The 13,965-nt window shown below is 71.5% G+C and carries 14 protein-coding genes; 6 read left to right on the top strand and 8 right to left on the bottom strand.

Annotated features, from left to right (window positions below; translation table 11 throughout):
- A complete protein-coding gene (locus tag LXT23_RS44220; protein ID WP_253986544.1) occupies positions 1-726 on the top strand; it encodes a lycopene cyclase domain-containing protein in 726 nt (241 codons plus the stop codon).
- Here the strand turns inward: LXT23_RS44220 and LXT23_RS44225 are convergent.
- From LXT23_RS44225 to LXT23_RS44250, 6 genes are read right to left on the bottom strand one after another with little or no spacing between them, the layout of a single operon-like run.
- Positions 684-1,280: a ClpP family protease gene (locus LXT23_RS44225; protein ID WP_253986545.1), complete on the bottom strand. Its 597-nt coding sequence runs from the start codon at positions 1,278-1,280 to the stop codon at positions 684-686. The genes LXT23_RS44220 and LXT23_RS44225 overlap by 43 nt on opposite strands.
- A 34-nt stretch (positions 1,281-1,314) precedes the next feature.
- Positions 1,315-2,649, bottom strand: coding sequence for a replication-associated recombination protein A (locus LXT23_RS44230; RefSeq protein WP_253986546.1), 1,335 nt, complete (start codon positions 2,647-2,649; stop codon positions 1,315-1,317).
- A gap of 33 nt (positions 2,650-2,682) precedes the next feature.
- Complete coding sequence (locus LXT23_RS44235; RefSeq protein WP_253986547.1) at positions 2,683-3,309, bottom strand: YigZ family protein; 627 nt, start codon at positions 3,307-3,309, stop codon at positions 2,683-2,685.
- A 17-nt stretch (positions 3,310-3,326) separates the two neighbouring features.
- On the bottom strand, positions 3,327-4,034 hold the full coding sequence (locus LXT23_RS44240) for a TenA family transcriptional regulator (protein ID WP_253986548.1): 708 nt from the start codon (positions 4,032-4,034) through the stop codon (positions 3,327-3,329).
- On the bottom strand, positions 4,004-4,924 hold the full coding sequence (locus LXT23_RS44245; RefSeq protein ID WP_253986549.1) for a GNAT family N-acetyltransferase: 921 nt from the start codon (positions 4,922-4,924) through the stop codon (positions 4,004-4,006). Before LXT23_RS44245 ends, LXT23_RS44240 begins: the two co-directional genes overlap by 31 nt.
- Positions 4,921-5,883, bottom strand: a complete 963-nt coding sequence (locus tag LXT23_RS44250) for a DUF3419 family protein (protein ID WP_407692958.1) — start codon at positions 5,881-5,883, stop codon at positions 4,921-4,923. Before LXT23_RS44250 ends, LXT23_RS44245 begins: the two co-directional genes overlap by 4 nt.
- 78 nt (positions 5,884-5,961) lie before the next feature.
- Here LXT23_RS44250 and LXT23_RS44255 point away from each other — a divergent pair, with 78 nt between their 5' ends.
- Together LXT23_RS44255 and LXT23_RS44260 are read left to right on the top strand one after the other, a co-directional pair.
- On the top strand, positions 5,962-6,894 hold the full coding sequence (locus LXT23_RS44255; protein WP_253986551.1) for a fatty acid desaturase family protein: 933 nt from the start codon (positions 5,962-5,964) through the stop codon (positions 6,892-6,894).
- Positions 6,887-7,762 (top strand): phosphatase PAP2 family protein, encoded by an 876-nt coding sequence (locus LXT23_RS44260; RefSeq protein ID WP_253986552.1) that lies wholly within the window; start codon positions 6,887-6,889, stop codon positions 7,760-7,762. Before LXT23_RS44255 ends, LXT23_RS44260 begins: the two co-directional genes overlap by 8 nt.
- A gap of 9 nt (positions 7,763-7,771) precedes the next feature.
- On the opposite strand, the gene LXT23_RS44265 is transcribed toward LXT23_RS44260, so the two are convergent.
- Both LXT23_RS44265 and LXT23_RS44270 read right to left on the bottom strand, forming a co-directional pair.
- Positions 7,772-8,359: a prolyl hydroxylase family protein gene (locus LXT23_RS44265; RefSeq protein WP_253986553.1), complete on the bottom strand. Its 588-nt coding sequence runs from the start codon at positions 8,357-8,359 to the stop codon at positions 7,772-7,774.
- A 99-nt stretch (positions 8,360-8,458) separates the two neighbouring features.
- Positions 8,459-9,715, bottom strand: a complete 1,257-nt coding sequence (locus tag LXT23_RS44270; protein WP_253986554.1) for an MFS transporter — start codon at positions 9,713-9,715, stop codon at positions 8,459-8,461.
- A gap of 100 nt (positions 9,716-9,815) precedes the next feature.
- Between LXT23_RS44270 and LXT23_RS44275 the strand changes: the two genes are divergently transcribed.
- The 3 genes from LXT23_RS44275 (at position 9,816) to LXT23_RS50545 (ending at position 13,875) form a co-directional block, all read left to right on the top strand.
- Positions 9,816-10,538 carry a helix-turn-helix domain-containing protein gene (locus LXT23_RS44275; RefSeq protein WP_253986555.1) on the top strand — a complete coding sequence of 241 codons (723 nt, stop codon included), beginning with the start codon at positions 9,816-9,818 and terminating at the stop codon, positions 10,536-10,538.
- 16 nt (positions 10,539-10,554) lie between these two features.
- Positions 10,555-11,727, top strand: a complete 1,173-nt coding sequence (locus LXT23_RS44280) for a hypothetical protein (RefSeq protein WP_253986556.1) — start codon at positions 10,555-10,557, stop codon at positions 11,725-11,727.
- 99 nt (positions 11,728-11,826) lie between these two features.
- Positions 11,827-13,875: a sigma-54-dependent Fis family transcriptional regulator gene (locus LXT23_RS50545; RefSeq protein ID WP_253986557.1), complete on the top strand. Its 2,049-nt coding sequence runs from the start codon at positions 11,827-11,829 to the stop codon at positions 13,873-13,875.
- Positions 13,876-13,965 lie beyond the last annotated feature (90 nt).

Raw genomic sequence — 13,965 nt, forward strand, 5'->3', positions numbered from 1 at the left:
GTGCGGTACGAGTTCCTCGTCCTGTCACTGCTGTTCCTGGTGCCGGGAGTCAGCTTCTGGCTCACGCGCCCGGACCTGCGCCCCCTGATGTTGCGAGCCGCTGGAACCTCCCTGCCGTTCGCGGCGACGGAGTGGCTCTTCTATCCGGAGTACTGGACGCCCCGGTTCCTCTTCGGGCTCGCGGACCTCATCGGCTTCGGCATCGAGGACGTGCTGTTCGTCGTGGGGCTGGGGGCCTTCTCGTCATCGTCCTATGCGGTGGTGTTCCGCCGGACGCCCGTGCCCCAGGGCTTGCCCGTCACACGGCCCTGGCTCCGCGCCGCGGGAGCTTTCACTGCCGCCCTGGCGGTGACGGGCGCACTGCTCGCGGCGGGCGTGCCCATCCTCTATGCGGCGGTGGTGGCCATGGTGTCCGTCTCCACGGCCCTGCTGCTCGCGCGCCGTGATCTGGCGGTTCCCAGCCTGCTCGGAGCCCTGCTGACGGCCCTCATCTACCTGGGGCTGTGCCTCGTCTTCGCCGCGCTCGTGCCCGGAGTCTTCGACCGCACGTGGAGGCCCAGCCTGCTGTTTCCGGGCAGGCTCCTGGGCGTGCCGCTCGACGAGGTGCTGTACGGGCTGGGCGCGGGCTTCGGTGCCACGGCCGTCCCGATGTGGGCCTTTGGCTGGCGCTTCATGCCGCTGCGTCAGCCCCCAGGCCTGTCCACGACTCCGTCCACCAGCCCATAGTCCTTGGCCTCCTGGGCGTTCATGCGCCGCTCCGCCTCGCAGTCCAGCAGCACCTGGGTGACCGACTGGCCCGTGGCGCGTGCCAGCCGCTCGGCGAAGGTCTGGCGCATCCGGTCCATGACCGCCGCATCCCCCGGCCTGCTGCCGCCCGTCAGGGGCGTGAGGAGGTAGTGGCTGCCAGCCATGGCGAAGCGCTGGCCCCGCGCGCCGAGCGCGAGGATGAGCGCGGCGATTCCAGAGCACTGGCCGACGCACGTCGTCGACACGTCCGACCTCACGAACTCCATCGTGTCGCAGATGGCGAGCGCCGCGGTCACCGAGCCGCCAGGGGAGTTGAGGTAGAGGCGGATGCTCCGCGTGGGGCTCTCGCTCTCCAGGAAGAGCAGCTGCGCGACGACGCGGCTGGCTATCTCGTCGTCGATGGGGGTGCCGAGCATGATGATGCGGTCCCGGAGCAGGCGCTCTTCCAGCTCCTTCGAGGTCGAGGCCCGCGGGGCGGCGCTCACGGGAGCGGTCTGCGCGTCAGTCTTCTTGAAGGGGTTCCACCAGGCCATGGGTTCCTCCGAGCCCGCGTCGCCTGGCAGCAAGCTACTCGCCCTTGGCGGCCTTGTCCTCGCGCCACCAGTGCGTCATCCGCTCGTGGACCTCCGCTTCGTAGCCTTCCTTGCTCGGACGGTAGAAGACGGCACGCTCCAGCGGCGCGGGCAGGTACGTCTGCCCGGGCGCGTAGTGGTCCTTGAAGGTCCACGGCGGCTGGTAACCCTGCCCGTGTCCCAGCTCCTTCATCAGCTCCGTGGGGGCGTTGCGCAGGTGCAGCGGCGGGGCCGCGTTGGGGTGCTGCTCCAGGGCTTCCAGCGCCGCGTTCATCGCCTGGTAGGCGCGGTTGCTCTTCTTCGCCGTCGCCAGCGTGACGACGGCATGGGCCACGAAGAGCCGCCCCTCCGGCATGCCGATGGAGTGGAAGCTCTCCTCGCAGGCGCGGACGATGCCGATGGCCTCGGGCATCGCCATGCCCACGTCCTCCACCGCAATCACCTTGAGCCGGCGCCACAGCGACACCACATCGCCCGTCTGGAGCAGCTTCGCCGCCCAGAAGATGGCGCCCTGCGCGTTGGAGCCCCGGCACGACTTCTGGAGCGCGCTCAGCAGGTCGAAGTGCTCGTCCCCGTCCTTGTCGTGGCGCGACAGGCTGGTACCCACCGCCTCGCGGGCCAGCTCGGGCGTTATCTCCCCACCGTCGGCGGTGAGGCTGGCCGCGAACTCCAGTGCGCCCAGCGCCTTGCGCACGTCGCCCGCGCCTCCCTTCGCCAGCAGGGTCAGCGCCTCCTCGCCCACCGTCAGCTTCCGCGCCCCGAGCCCCCGCTTCGCGTCGTCGAGCGCCCGCGTGAGCGCACCCTGGATGTCCGCCAGGGTGAGCTCCTTGAGCTGGAAGACGCGGCACCGGCTGATGAGGGCGGGGCGCACCTCGAAGCTGACATTCTCCGTAGTGGCTCCCAGCAGGACGAGCAGACCGCTCTCCACGTGGGGCAGCGCCTGCTCCTGGACGTTCTTCGCCCAGCGGTGGATTTCGTCCACGAAGAGGACGGTGCGCCGGGAGTACTGGTTGCGCTGGCGCTCGGCCTCGGCCACCACTTCCCGGATGCGGGGGATGCCGTCCGACACCGCGGAGAGGATGACGAACTCCGCCTCGACGCTGGAGGCGAGCATGCGCGCCAGCGTCGTCTTGCCCACGCCCGGCGGGCCCCAGAACAGGGACGACACGATGGCCTTGCGCTCCATGAGCTGGCGCAGCGGAGCGCCAGGGCCGAGCAGGTGGGCCTGCCCGATGAACTCATCGGGCTTGCGCGGGCGCATCCGCTCGGCCAGCGGCGCGAAGCGGTTCACATCGACGGAAGCGGAGAAGAGGTCGGGGCCTGCGCTCATCGCCGTGGAGGCTCCCCTCTGCGGGGCCCACGGTCAACCTTCGGGCTCCTCCGCCTCGATGAGCACCTGTCCCTGGGTCAGGTCCAGGAGCGCCACCTTGAAGTCCTCCACGCGGCTGACGGGAAGCTCCAGGCGGTAGCCCACCGTGGCCGCGTACTCCTCCGACACCACCTGGACCTCGTATGAGGGCAGGAGCCGGCGCAGGCCGTCGATGCTCGCGTACTCCAGCTCGACGGCGAGTCGGACCTTCCGCACACGCTCCGTGGTGGGAAGGCCCTCCAGCGCCTGCTGGACGCCCGAGGTGTAGGCCCGCACCAGCCCGCCCTTCCCCAGCAGCGTTCCCCCGAAGTAGCGGGTGACGACCATGGCCACGTCCCCGACACCGCCGTGGAGCAGGGCCGTCAGCATCGGCCGGCCCGCCGTCCCGTGGGGCTCGCCGTCGTCACTCATGCCCACCTGCGCCGTGGAGCCCGGAGGCCCCACGACGTAGGCCCAGCAGTTGTGGTTCGCATCCGGGAACTCGTCGCGGACGCGGGCGATGAAGGCCTTCGCCTCCTCCACCGTCGGCGCGTGGGCGGCCGTGGTGATGAAGCGGCTCTTCTCGATGTCCTGCTCCACCCGGTGGAGCCCCGCCGGGATGCGGTAGCGCTTGTCGTCCATGGGTGCGCTGCCGCGCCTCAGCCGCGGCGCCCGCGTCCCCGGTAGAGGTCGTCATAGAGGTGCAGGAAGAGGTGCCCTCCCAGCGCGAGCCCCTGCTCGATTTCCTCCGCCGCTCGCGCGTCCTCTCCGTAGGGCCCGTCGAGCTGCAGGTAGAAGCCCTCCGCGTGCTCCTCGTCGAGCGTCGCGTGCGTCGGGTAGTGCGCCACCTCGGAGGCCACGAGCCACCCGCGCGAGACGATGCCGCGCCCCAGCTCCAGCGAGATGGCGCTGAAGAGGTCCTCGATGACGCCGAACACCGCGAGCCCGGTGAGCGGCGGGTCGAACGCGGCCAGGCCCGTCAGCGCGGCGTTGAAGGCGCGCACCTCGGGCCAAGTCCCGCTCCGGCGGACACGGCTCAGGTCGGCGCCCAACCGCTCCAGGAGCAGCAGGAACGTGCGCTCATGGCCGTGTCCCAGGTCTCCGCGCCCGTGCTCGTCGAAGACGTTCTCCACGAGGGGCAGCCGCTGGTCGGGCCGGGGCAGGCGGCTCGCCAGCAGGGCCATGGGCCGGGAGAAGTGCGAGACGGCGCCAAAGAACTGGAGCTGCGTCTCGATGAAGGCCTCGCGCGCTAACGAGCCGTCCCTCAGCGCGCGCAGGTAGGGCGACTCCAGCGCATTCCACTCCGCCTTCAGTCCGGTGATGTGATGGCGCAGCTTCAGATTTCGGAGGACGGAAGGTGCACCCATGCTGTCGCTTCTACCGGGAAGGAGAGGTCGAGAGAATAGACGGTGCACACCGAGTCGGGGGCCAGGCCCGCGCTGCGCAACCATTCCGTGTGGCCCACCAGCCGCTCATCGACGCTGAAGCAGGCGAGCGCGTCCCCGCCCCGGGCCACGAGCTCTTCACCGCAGGTGCGCAGGTATTCCGCCCAGCCGTGGGGCCACGCCTCGGGCGGCGCCGCGAGGTGCACGAGCGGCCAGGGACTGCGCGTCGACAGTCGCTGGAGGTCCTTGCTCCCGGCCGTGGTGCACCAGCCCGCCCCTTCGAGCCTCCGCCCCGGCGCCGGCCCCAGGAGCAGTCCCTCCCCCGGTGGCAGCCCGGGCCCGCCCCGAGCGTCCAGCTCCGCGAGCCGGGAGGGCGGGACGAAGTAGAGCGCCAGCCGGCTCGCGGGCCGTCCCATCCGCAGCGGATTCCAGCCGCGCGCCGTGTGCATCACATCACCCCGCGCCCCTCGCATCGCGGCGCCGTACAGCAGCCGGGTGCGGCGCAGGGCCGGAATGCGGAAGAGGTGCATGAGCCCCTGGAGGATGAGCCTTCGCGCCAGCCCCGTGCCGCGCGCGGACGCCGTCACCTTGAGGTCGCAGATGTAGAGCGAGTCGATGGAGCGGCGGCCCCGGACGGCCTTCCGGGCGACGCCGGTCACCGAGCCGAGCAGCGTGTCACCGCGCAGGGCGAGCAGGAAGTACGCCTCGCCCATGGACGAGAAGAACGGGTGGTAGTCGGGCCCGTGGTCGATGAAGAAGTGGTCCGCCCCATCCGCCAGCGGATAGAGGATGCCCTGCTCCAGCTGGCGCAGCCGCTCGACATAGGGCCCGAGCGAGTCGGGGCGGACGACCACGTAGCGCACGCCGCTCATCGTCGGAATCCGACTTCGATGCGCTCGTAGAAGAGGCTGCGGTCCCTCCCGAGCAGCTCCGCGCCGAGCGCGTCGTCGAACTCGAAGGCGGGCTCGAAGAAGCGCCGTAGGTCCCGGCGGTTGTTGAGCTGCCGGCAGAGGACCGCGCAGCCGGGCCGGGCCTCGCGGGAGAGCAGCGCGGCCCAGCTCGCGACCAGCGTGTCGTCCGACCAGTCGAAGATGTTGGAGAGCGAGACGACGTCGAAGCGCCCCAGCCCCGGGACGTCCGGGAGCGAGCCCTCGACGAGCGACAGCGTCAGCGGGCGGTCCGCGCGCAGGTACTCGGGGGCATCCTCTGGAAGGTACCTGCCGAGCAGCACGTGCTGGAGGAACGGGTTGCGCGGAGCGTCCTCCCGCCGCAGCCCCCGCTCGAAGACGGACCGGAAGTAGCCGGGGTACGAGCCGGGCTCCGCATGCTGCGTCGCCGACGGGCCGAACATCGCGTGAAGGAACGGAGCCGCCAGCGCCAGGTCGAACGCCACCGGCCAGTAGGGCGAGCCGAACCAGCGGGACAGCAGCGCGCCGCGCTCCCCGGCGGAGGTGGCCGGCGCGAAGAAGGCCGCGAGCTCGGAGGCCGGCGCGACGAACTCCTCGACGAAGTGACGGAGTGTGCGGAACAGTCCCTCGAACTCACCCCGCTGGTTCAGCCCGGCCGGGTCCGCGTCGCCTACGCTGAACCGCTCCAGCGGCAGACGGCCCAGGCCCTGTGCCTTCTCCCGCACGTGGGCGAGCTGGCGCGGGTTGAAGTCGAAGCCCACCAGGTCCAGCTCCGGGTGACGCCGGGCGAGGGTGAGCAGGGTGCAGCCTCCGGAGGCCACGGTGAGGACGGCTCGCGCCTTCGTGCGTGCGACGAGCGCCAGCTCCAGCTCGGGGTCCTCGCGGACGACGGCGAACTTCAGTCGGTACGGCGTTGAGCTCACGGGAAGCATTCGGCGACGGGAGGTGACGTCGACGGAGGCGCCGACTGTATGGCATCGTCCCCTCCTCCCGGAACAGCCATGCCGCTTCCGACCGCTCCCCTCACTCCCTCCACGCTGCGTGCACTCGAACAAGTCGACTTCCGGCACGTTCCCCGGCTTGTCCTGTTCATCGCGTTCTACGCGGTCGCCGCGGTGCTCTCCGTCCGGCTCGCGACGGGTTCCTCCTCGGCACCGGAGTGGCTCGCACGCGTGGTGCTGTACGTCGTCGCCGCGGCGTCGCTCCACGGCATCAGCCTGTTCACCCACGAGGCCGTCCACGGCAGCCTGTCACGACGCCGCTGGCTCAACCGCCTGGGCGGTATCGCCTGCGCGCTCCCCGTGCTCCAGAACTTCGCGGCCTACAAGGTGCTGCACCTCCGGCACCATGTGGACCTGGGCGGAGGGAAGGACCCGGACCACTACGGCAACTACACCGGGCGGCGCTGGCTGGAGCTGCTGATGCATATCGGGCGGCTGCTGCTCGGCTACCCCGCGTACATCACCATGATTCCCATCCTCGGCTGGAAGCACGGGACGTCCTCCGAGCGCCGATGGATAGCGCTGGAGGTGACGCTGCTCGCGGTGGGCGCCGCGCTCGCGGCGGCCTTCGTGCCCGGGACGGTGCTGCTCCATGCGTGGGTGATTCCCATGCTCGTCATCAACACGCTCGTGAACATCCGGGGGATGAGCCAGCACACGTTCCTGCCGGAGAGCAACCACCCCGTCCGGGGCTCGCGCACCATCCTGTCCAACCCGGTGACGCGCTTCTTCATGTGCAACGAGAACTACCACCTGGAGCACCACCTGTATCCGCGCGTGCCCTGGTACAACCTCCCCGAGCTGCACCGGACGCTGCGCTCGGAGCTGGTGGCGCAGGGGGCTCCCTTCATCCCGTCCTATTTCTCGTTCGTGCGCGGCGTCGTCAGCGGCTCGCTCATGCGCGAGCTGAAGCGCGTCACGCCGGATGCCTGAGCGGCCGTATCCGCACGAGGCGCTGCTGGCCGGCTTCGGCGTGGCGCTCTCCGTGGCCCTGCTGGTCGTCGCGGGCCTCGACGCCGCCATCACTCCACGGGTGCTCGGGGCCACGGTCCTGTTCATCGCGAGCGTGGCGGTGCTCGCTCGCCTGGACGGGCTCGCCCACGCCTTCCGCGTGCGGCTGCTCCTGGCCTATGCCGCGACGTTCTTCTTCTACGCGTCCGTGAAGCACACCATCCCCGCCCTGGGGCTGCCGGCCCGGGACGGGTGGCTGCTCGCCGCCGATGTGCTCGTGTTCGGCGTCACGCCGTCGGCGTGGCTCCAGCAGTGGAGCACGCCGTGGGTGAACGAGGTGTTCAGCGCGAGCTACCTCGCGTTCCACGCGTACCTGCACCTCGCGATGGCGTGGGCAGTCGTGGGGCCCCGCGCGCGGGCGGAGCGCTTCTTCACCTACGTCTTCTCCGCGTATGTGCCGGGCATCGCCGGGTACTACCTGCTGCCGGGGCTCGGTCCGGCGGTAGCATTCCCGGAGCTCTTCACCGTGCCCATCGAGGGCGGGTGGCTCACCCGGCTGAACGCGGCCGTGGTGGCGAGCGGCTCCTCCGCGTTCGACATCTTCCCGAGCCTGCACACGTACATCACCCTCGTGCTGCTCGAACATGACCGGCGCGAGCACCCTCGCCGCTTCCGGGCGCTGCTGCCGGTGGCCGTGGCCATCATCCTGTCCACCGTGGTGCTGCGCTACCACTACGCCGTCGACCTGGTCGCGGGCGCTCTGTGGTTCATCGCCTTCCGCGCCGTGCTCCCGCGGCTCCAGGAGCGCTGGAGCCGCCACGGCGAGGGGCTTTCACCCTCGCCAGGCTGAAGCAGGCCGTCACGCCCCCACACGCCGATACATGACGTCGGTGCGAAGCGCATACTTGAGTCCTTCGGTGACGATCGCGCCTTCGTGGAACAGATGGTGGTTGAAGAGCAGGGCGGTGCCCATGCGGGGTTTCACGGACTGCTCGAGCGCGAAGAAGTTCGTCGCGCCGCCATGCGGGCAGTCATTCAAGTAGACGATGAAGGTGAGCAGGCTCCGTTCATTGTGGTTGCGCACGAAGGCGCCATCGAAGTGCGGAGCGAAGTACTGACCCGCCTCATAGCGATAGCAGCGCAGGCGCTCGTTCGCTCCGCACACCTCCCACTTGCCCTCGAGCCGGCGCGGCAGGTGTGGCGCGATGCGCTCGAACAGCGTTGTCGCCAGCGGGACGTCGTCGAACATCACCCGGGTGTTGTTGCGGATGTCGGGACGCATGACGAACCCGGCCGACGTGGTGATGGGCGCCGCCGTCGGTCCTTCCTGCTCGATTCGCTCAATCATCGCGCGGCACTCCTCGGCGCTGAGCAGGTTGTCGACGGTGAGGAGGAGCGGGTTGTGCGTGCCGAGCTCATCATCGGGATTCGGAAGGAAGGGCATCATGGGGACATCCGAAGGCAAGTGGTGGGGGCGCTCGCCCGATACGCGTACGTGAAGGCCGTGCACCCCGGGTTCCACGGTCTGACGGTTCCGGCGCTTCCGTCATGACATCGTGCTCCTGCGCAGCGCGGCCGGCAGGGCGAACGCCACCACCAGCGTGGCCAGCGTCCCCCCGGCCCCGGCCACCATCAGTGTCACCGGGGCCGACGTGGCATCCAGCAACAGGCCGCCGCCGACGTAGGACAGGGCCGCGGCCACGCCAATGGCGCCATACAGGTTGCCGAAGACGCGGCCGAGCATCCCCGGCGGCACCACGCGCTGGATGAGCGTGTTGGTGGCCACGTCCATCGCCGCGATTCCGACGCCGCGCACCGCCTGCATCGCGAGCGCGGCGGAGACGGCCCAGGCCAGCCCGGTGAGCAGGTTGCCCAGGCTGCTCACGGCGAACCCGGCAATGAGCAGCACCGGCATCGACGCGCGTGCGCCGTAGCGCGCGAGCAGCGCATAGCCCAGCACCAGCCCCACCCCGACGGAGCCCAGCAGCAGCCCCACCGCCGAGTCGCCCGCGCGAAAGGTCTCCTTCGCGAGGACCACCAGCGCCACGTCGTCCACTCCGTTGAACGCGACGACGGCGCAGAAGCCCAGGGCGATGACGCGGACCGCGGGCGCCGACCAGATGTAGCCCAGCCCCTGCTTCGCCTGCTGCAAGAAGGACGTGGGTGCGCCCTCCTCTCCGGAAGCGACTGGCGGCAGCGGCGGCACGAAGGCCAGCACCACCGCCGAGACGAGGAACGAGACGGCATCCACGAGCAGCACGCCCCGGACACCGATGAAGGGGAACATCGCCGCCGCGAGGAAGGGCCCCAGGGCCTCGGCAGCGTTGGTCCCGAAGCCGAGGGTGGAGTTCGCCGTCTCCAGGTCGCGCCCCTGCACCAGCGCCGGCACCGCCGCCCGGGACGCGGGCTGGAACACCTGGCCCGCGACGGCGCGCAGGCCCACCAGCGCCAGCAACACCGGCAGCGGCGGCAGCGTGAGCGCGATGACGAGCAGCAGCGCGCCCTGGATGAGCTCGCAGGCAATCATCACCCGCTTCAGGTCGAACCGGTCGCTGATGGCTCCGGTGACGGGGCCCAGCAGCGCGGGAGCGAAGTCCCCCACGAGCAGCAGCAGCGACACCGCGAGCGCCTGGCCGGTGGTGCCAGCCACATGGAGCATCAGCGCCACCAGGCTGAGCGAGTCCCCCGTGAAGGAGATGACCCGCGCGGACCACAGGGAGCGGAACGCCTTGTTGCGCCACAGGAGCTTCATCGCACCCATCCCCTGCTCCCCGGCCCCTGCTTCACTGCTGGCGGCGGACATGCGCTCCTCGAACCCGGACTGTTCGTCAGCCGTGGACCGCGCACCGTAGGCGCGAAGGCAACGCAGCGCCAACCCCTCCGACGTGGTTCAATTCCGGGCGATGCCCAAGCCGACGAGCACCCGGGGACCGCCCGCCCGGCAGCAGTTCCAGGCGGCAACGCGGATGGAGCGCCACCTCCATGTGAGCGGGTACGCCGCCGTCGTCGTCTCCGGTGGCTATGTCGAGGCCGGAGACGCGGGGCGCTTCCACCTGGGCGCAGGCTCCGTGGTCTTCCATCGCCCCTTCGAGGCCCATGCCGACCAGTTCGGCACCCGCGGCGCCGTCGTGCTGAACCTGCCGCTTCCCGCCGCGGTGCCGGACGTGTCGGTCGCCATGCTCCGGGACGTCGATGCCGTGGTGAGGGCGGCCGAGCGCGACTCCCGGGCCGCGGCGGACCTCCTCTCCACGTCGCTGGGACCGGCGACGGGCCAGCAGCAGGACTGGCCGGACCTGCTCGCTGCCGCACTTCGTGCCGACCCCTCGCTGTGCCTGGCGGAGCAGGCGGACGCCCTGGGCCTGGCGGCGGAGACCCTCGCTCGCGGGTTCAAGCGTGCCTACGGCGTGTCGCCCAAGCGCTACCGTGCCGAGGTGCGTGCGCTCCAGGCGTGGCGGATGCTTCCCGGCTCACCCCTGCCGCTGGCCCAGCTCGCCCTCGCCCTGGGCTACACCGACCAGGCGCACATGACTCGCGACGTGGTCGCCCTCACGGGACGCACGCCGGCCGCGCTGAGGCGCGGAACGCCGGCCGGAGGTCAACTGGATTCAAGAGTGGCACGCCGGTAGCGGCTACACGCGGGCCATGAACCGACGCGACTGCCTCACTGCCCTGCTCCACCTGCCGCTCCTCGCGGCTGTCGGCTGCGCCTCCCGAAGCCTCCCTGCACCTGGTGCCCCGGCCTCGTCCCGAACCCGCTGGAAGGTCTCCGGCTCCGAGGGGCTGGACCTGCTCTGCTTCCTGGGGCCCCTGTCCGCGGACCCCTTCTACGCCCGCTACTACCCGGAGGAGCTGGCCCGCATCGGCCCCAGGCTCGCCCCCGAGGCGGTGTCCACCATCCAGCAGCTCAAGGCCTCCTCTTCGAGCCAGGACCGGCTGCTCGGTCCGTTCCTCTGCGTGGTCTTCTCCGCCGGCCCCACCGGGACGCTCGCGGAGCTGCGCGGCGCCCTCGCCGATGCGGAGCAGCAGCTGCTGCCCGGCTACCGCGCCAGCCCGTACTGGGACGCCGGGGCCTGGGCCTGGTTCCTCGAGGCGCGACCGGCGCTGGCGCGCGTGTTCGAGGCGCTGGCCACCGCCGGCTTCCCCGCGCTCCGCCAGGAGGTCGTCGGTGAGCGGGTGGAGCGGCGCAAGGAGGCCCTGCACCAGCGCCTGGCCGGCGTGGACGTCATCGCCGAGCAGGAGCGGCTGCTGGGCCGTCAGCTCCAGCCGGACATCGCCATCGACCTGATGCACTTCTCCAAGCCCCACGGCATCAAGGTCATCGGCCAGCGGTTCCTCACCCACCTCGACTATCCCGACGCGCTCGTCATCCGCAACGCGGCGCACGAAATCCTGCACCCGCCCTTCGACGTGAAGCACCCGGACATCGTCGACGCGCTGGCGGTGCTGCGCCGCGACTCGCTGCTCGCCCGCATCGTCGCCGACCACGACCCGAAGTTCGGGTACACCACCCTCGAAGGCCTCTTCGACGAGGACACCGCGGAGGCCCTGGAGCAGCTCATCAACGAGCGGCTCGGCGTCGCCATCCCCGCCGGCGAGCGCTGGCGCAAGGCCGACGACGGCATGCACGTGCTGGCCGCCGGCCTCCATGGCCTGCTCAAGGCCGACGGCTTCGACCGCACCGGAGGCGCCATCCAGGACTGGCTGGGCCGGGCCGCTCGTGACGGACGGCTGGCTCCGGACTCGCTCCATGCCTCGGCGGCCACCGTGCTGGCGCTGCCGCGAGAGCGCCTGTGGGAACCCCCGACGAAGCCCTGACGCACGGCGCTCGGACGGCGCATTGCGTCAGTCCAGAGTCGGAGATTCGTACGGCGGCCGGGTTGCCGGCGGCGCGGCGGCTGGCCGAATAATGAAGGCGTGGGGACCCTCACTCTCAGCGCCTCTCCGCTCCTCTGGGAGCAGTTCCTCGTCGGTGCGCTCGACGCAGGGAGCGGGCTGCACCCCATCCTGAGCCGCTGGCAACGCTCACGCGCCCTGGGCGCGCCCTGCACCGGACTGCCCGGCGAGGGCCCGAGCGTGGGACACCTGGAGCTCGTCGAGCGGCGCGCGCGACTCGAGCCGGTCTGGCACGAGGTCGGGGGAATGATGGAGGCGCTCGCCTCCGCGCCCCTGCCGTCCGGCCGCGTGGCGCTGCTCGCGGACCGGGACGGCGTCATCCTCTCCACGCGTGGCTCGGGCGGGGAGTTCGGCTCCCACGCGGACGACGTGCGCCTCATCGAGGGCGCCTGCTGGGACGAGACGTCCCGGGGCACCAACGCCATCGGCACCGCGCTGGCGGAGTCCTCGGCGGTGGCCGTGGTGGGACCGGCGCACTACGCGCACCGGCACCACGGCCTCGTCTGCTACGCCGCGCCGGTGCATGACCCCTTTGGGGAGCTGCTGGCGGTGCTGGACGTCACCGGGCCCGCGGGCGCGGCGGATCCGCTCGTCCTGGTGACGGTGGCGAGCATGGCGTACGCCGTCGAGGCCCGGCTGCGCGAGCTGGCCTGGGCCCGCGTGGCCGCCACGGCCAGGAGTGGCGTGGAGTCACGCCTGTCGCGTGAGGATGGGCCAGTCCTCCTCATCGAGTCACCGGGGCGGGTCCGCCAGGCCAACGGCGCCGCGCGAGCCCTGCTGGGTGACGAGGCCACGTCCGGCGCGGACCGGGCGTGGGCCGCGGTGCTCGGGCTCTCCTGGCGCGAGCTGAAGGAAGCGTCGCTGCGGGGAGCGCCGCTGGAGGCGAACGTCCGTGGCACGCCCTGGCGCGTGCATGCCGAGACGGTGAGCGAGGGCGGGGACGGCGCGGCGCTGGCGGTGCTCGCGCGGATGGAGCCGCTCGTGTCCCGTGCGAGACCTGCTCCGGCGCCTCGCGTGGAGGTGCCGCCGGCCGCCGCGCCGGAGAAGGGCCCCTGGGTCTCACTCAAGGGCAGCGACCCGCACCTGCGCGCCACCCTGGCGGAGGCGGCGCGCTTCGCCCCCACGGACATTCCGGTGCTCCTGCTGTCGGAGACGGGGACCGGGAAGGAGCTGCTCGCCCGGGCCCTGCACGCCGCCAGCGCCGTGGCCAGTGGCCCCTTCGTGGCCGTCAACTGTGGGGCGCTTTCGCCCGCGCTGCTGGAGAGCGAGCTGTTCGGCCATGCCCCGGGCGCCTTCACGGGCGCGCGGACGGGCGGCGCGGACGGCAAGCTCGCGGCGGCCGACGGGGGCACCCTCTTCCTCGATGAGCTCGCCGAGATGCCCGCCGCGCTCCAGGTGCTGCTGCTCCGCGTGCTCGAGGATGGAAGCTACTCGCGCGTCGGTGAGTCGCGCGTGCGCCATGCGCGCTTCCGCCTCATCGGGGCCACCTGCCGGGACCTCGAGGCGGCAGTGCGGAATGGCACGTTCCGCTCCGACCTGTACTACCGCCTCCAGGGCGCCACGCTGCGGCTGCCTCCGCTGCGGGAGCGCTCGGACCTCCCGGAGCTGGCCCGGGCGCTGCTCGCGGAGCTGGCGCAGTCCGCCGGGCAGACTCGGCCCGTGCTGTCGCTGAGCGCGCTAGACCGGCTTCATTCTCACGCGTGGCCCGGCAACGTGCGCGAGCTGAAGACGGTGCTGCGCCTGGCGCTCGTGCGGGCAGCGGGCGCCGCGATTCTGGATGTGGCGGCCCTGCCACCCGAGCTGGGCAGGAGGTCGCAGCCGGAGGCTCCCGGGGCCGTGCCGCCGAGCAGGGGCGCGGAGCCTGTCGCCGACTGGAGCGCTCCCGCGGCAGCTCCGAACACTGGGGATGCACCCCGGGCCCTGAGAGAGCTGGAGGCCCGCGCGCTCCAGGACGCGCTTGCGCGCAGTGGTGGCAACGTGGCGCAGGCCGCACGCCGGCTGGGCATCGCCCGGAGCACCCTCTATCGCATGGTCGAGCGCTTCGGCATCGTGCTGCCGCCCCGCTCGTGAGCGCCACTGTCGCCTTTGGCTGCGGGCTCTCACGCCCGCGAGGCAGATGTGTTGCACCCTGCGCCACTCCTGTCCGCGACGGTGTTGCAG

It is taken from the genome of Pyxidicoccus xibeiensis, assembly GCF_024198175.1.
GTDB classification, from domain to species: Bacteria; Myxococcota; Myxococcia; order Myxococcales; family Myxococcaceae; genus Myxococcus; species Myxococcus xibeiensis.

Coding starts and splice junctions, on each gene's coding strand:
- LXT23_RS44225 (WP_253986545.1), bottom strand. CDS start 1,280: ATGGCCTGGTGGAACCCCTTCAAGAAGACTGACGCGCAGACCGCTCCC.
- LXT23_RS44230 (WP_253986546.1), bottom strand. CDS start 2,649: ATGAGCGCAGGCCCCGACCTCTTCTCCGCTTCCGTCGATGTGAACCGC.
- LXT23_RS44235 (WP_253986547.1), bottom strand. CDS start 3,309: ATGGACGACAAGCGCTACCGCATCCCGGCGGGGCTCCACCGGGTGGAG.
- LXT23_RS44240 (WP_253986548.1), bottom strand. CDS start 4,034: ATGGGTGCACCTTCCGTCCTCCGAAATCTGAAGCTGCGCCATCACATC.
- LXT23_RS44245 (WP_253986549.1), bottom strand. CDS start 4,924: ATGAGCGGCGTGCGCTACGTGGTCGTCCGCCCCGACTCGCTCGGGCCC.
- LXT23_RS44255 (WP_253986551.1), top strand. CDS start 5,962: ATGCCGCTTCCGACCGCTCCCCTCACTCCCTCCACGCTGCGTGCACTC.
- LXT23_RS44260 (WP_253986552.1), top strand. CDS start 6,887: ATGCCTGAGCGGCCGTATCCGCACGAGGCGCTGCTGGCCGGCTTCGGC.
- LXT23_RS44265 (WP_253986553.1), bottom strand. CDS start 8,359: ATGATGCCCTTCCTTCCGAATCCCGATGATGAGCTCGGCACGCACAAC.
- LXT23_RS44270 (WP_253986554.1), bottom strand. CDS start 9,715: ATGTCCGCCGCCAGCAGTGAAGCAGGGGCCGGGGAGCAGGGGATGGGT.
- LXT23_RS44275 (WP_253986555.1), top strand. CDS start 9,816: ATGCCCAAGCCGACGAGCACCCGGGGACCGCCCGCCCGGCAGCAGTTC.
- LXT23_RS44280 (WP_253986556.1), top strand. CDS start 10,555: ATGAACCGACGCGACTGCCTCACTGCCCTGCTCCACCTGCCGCTCCTC.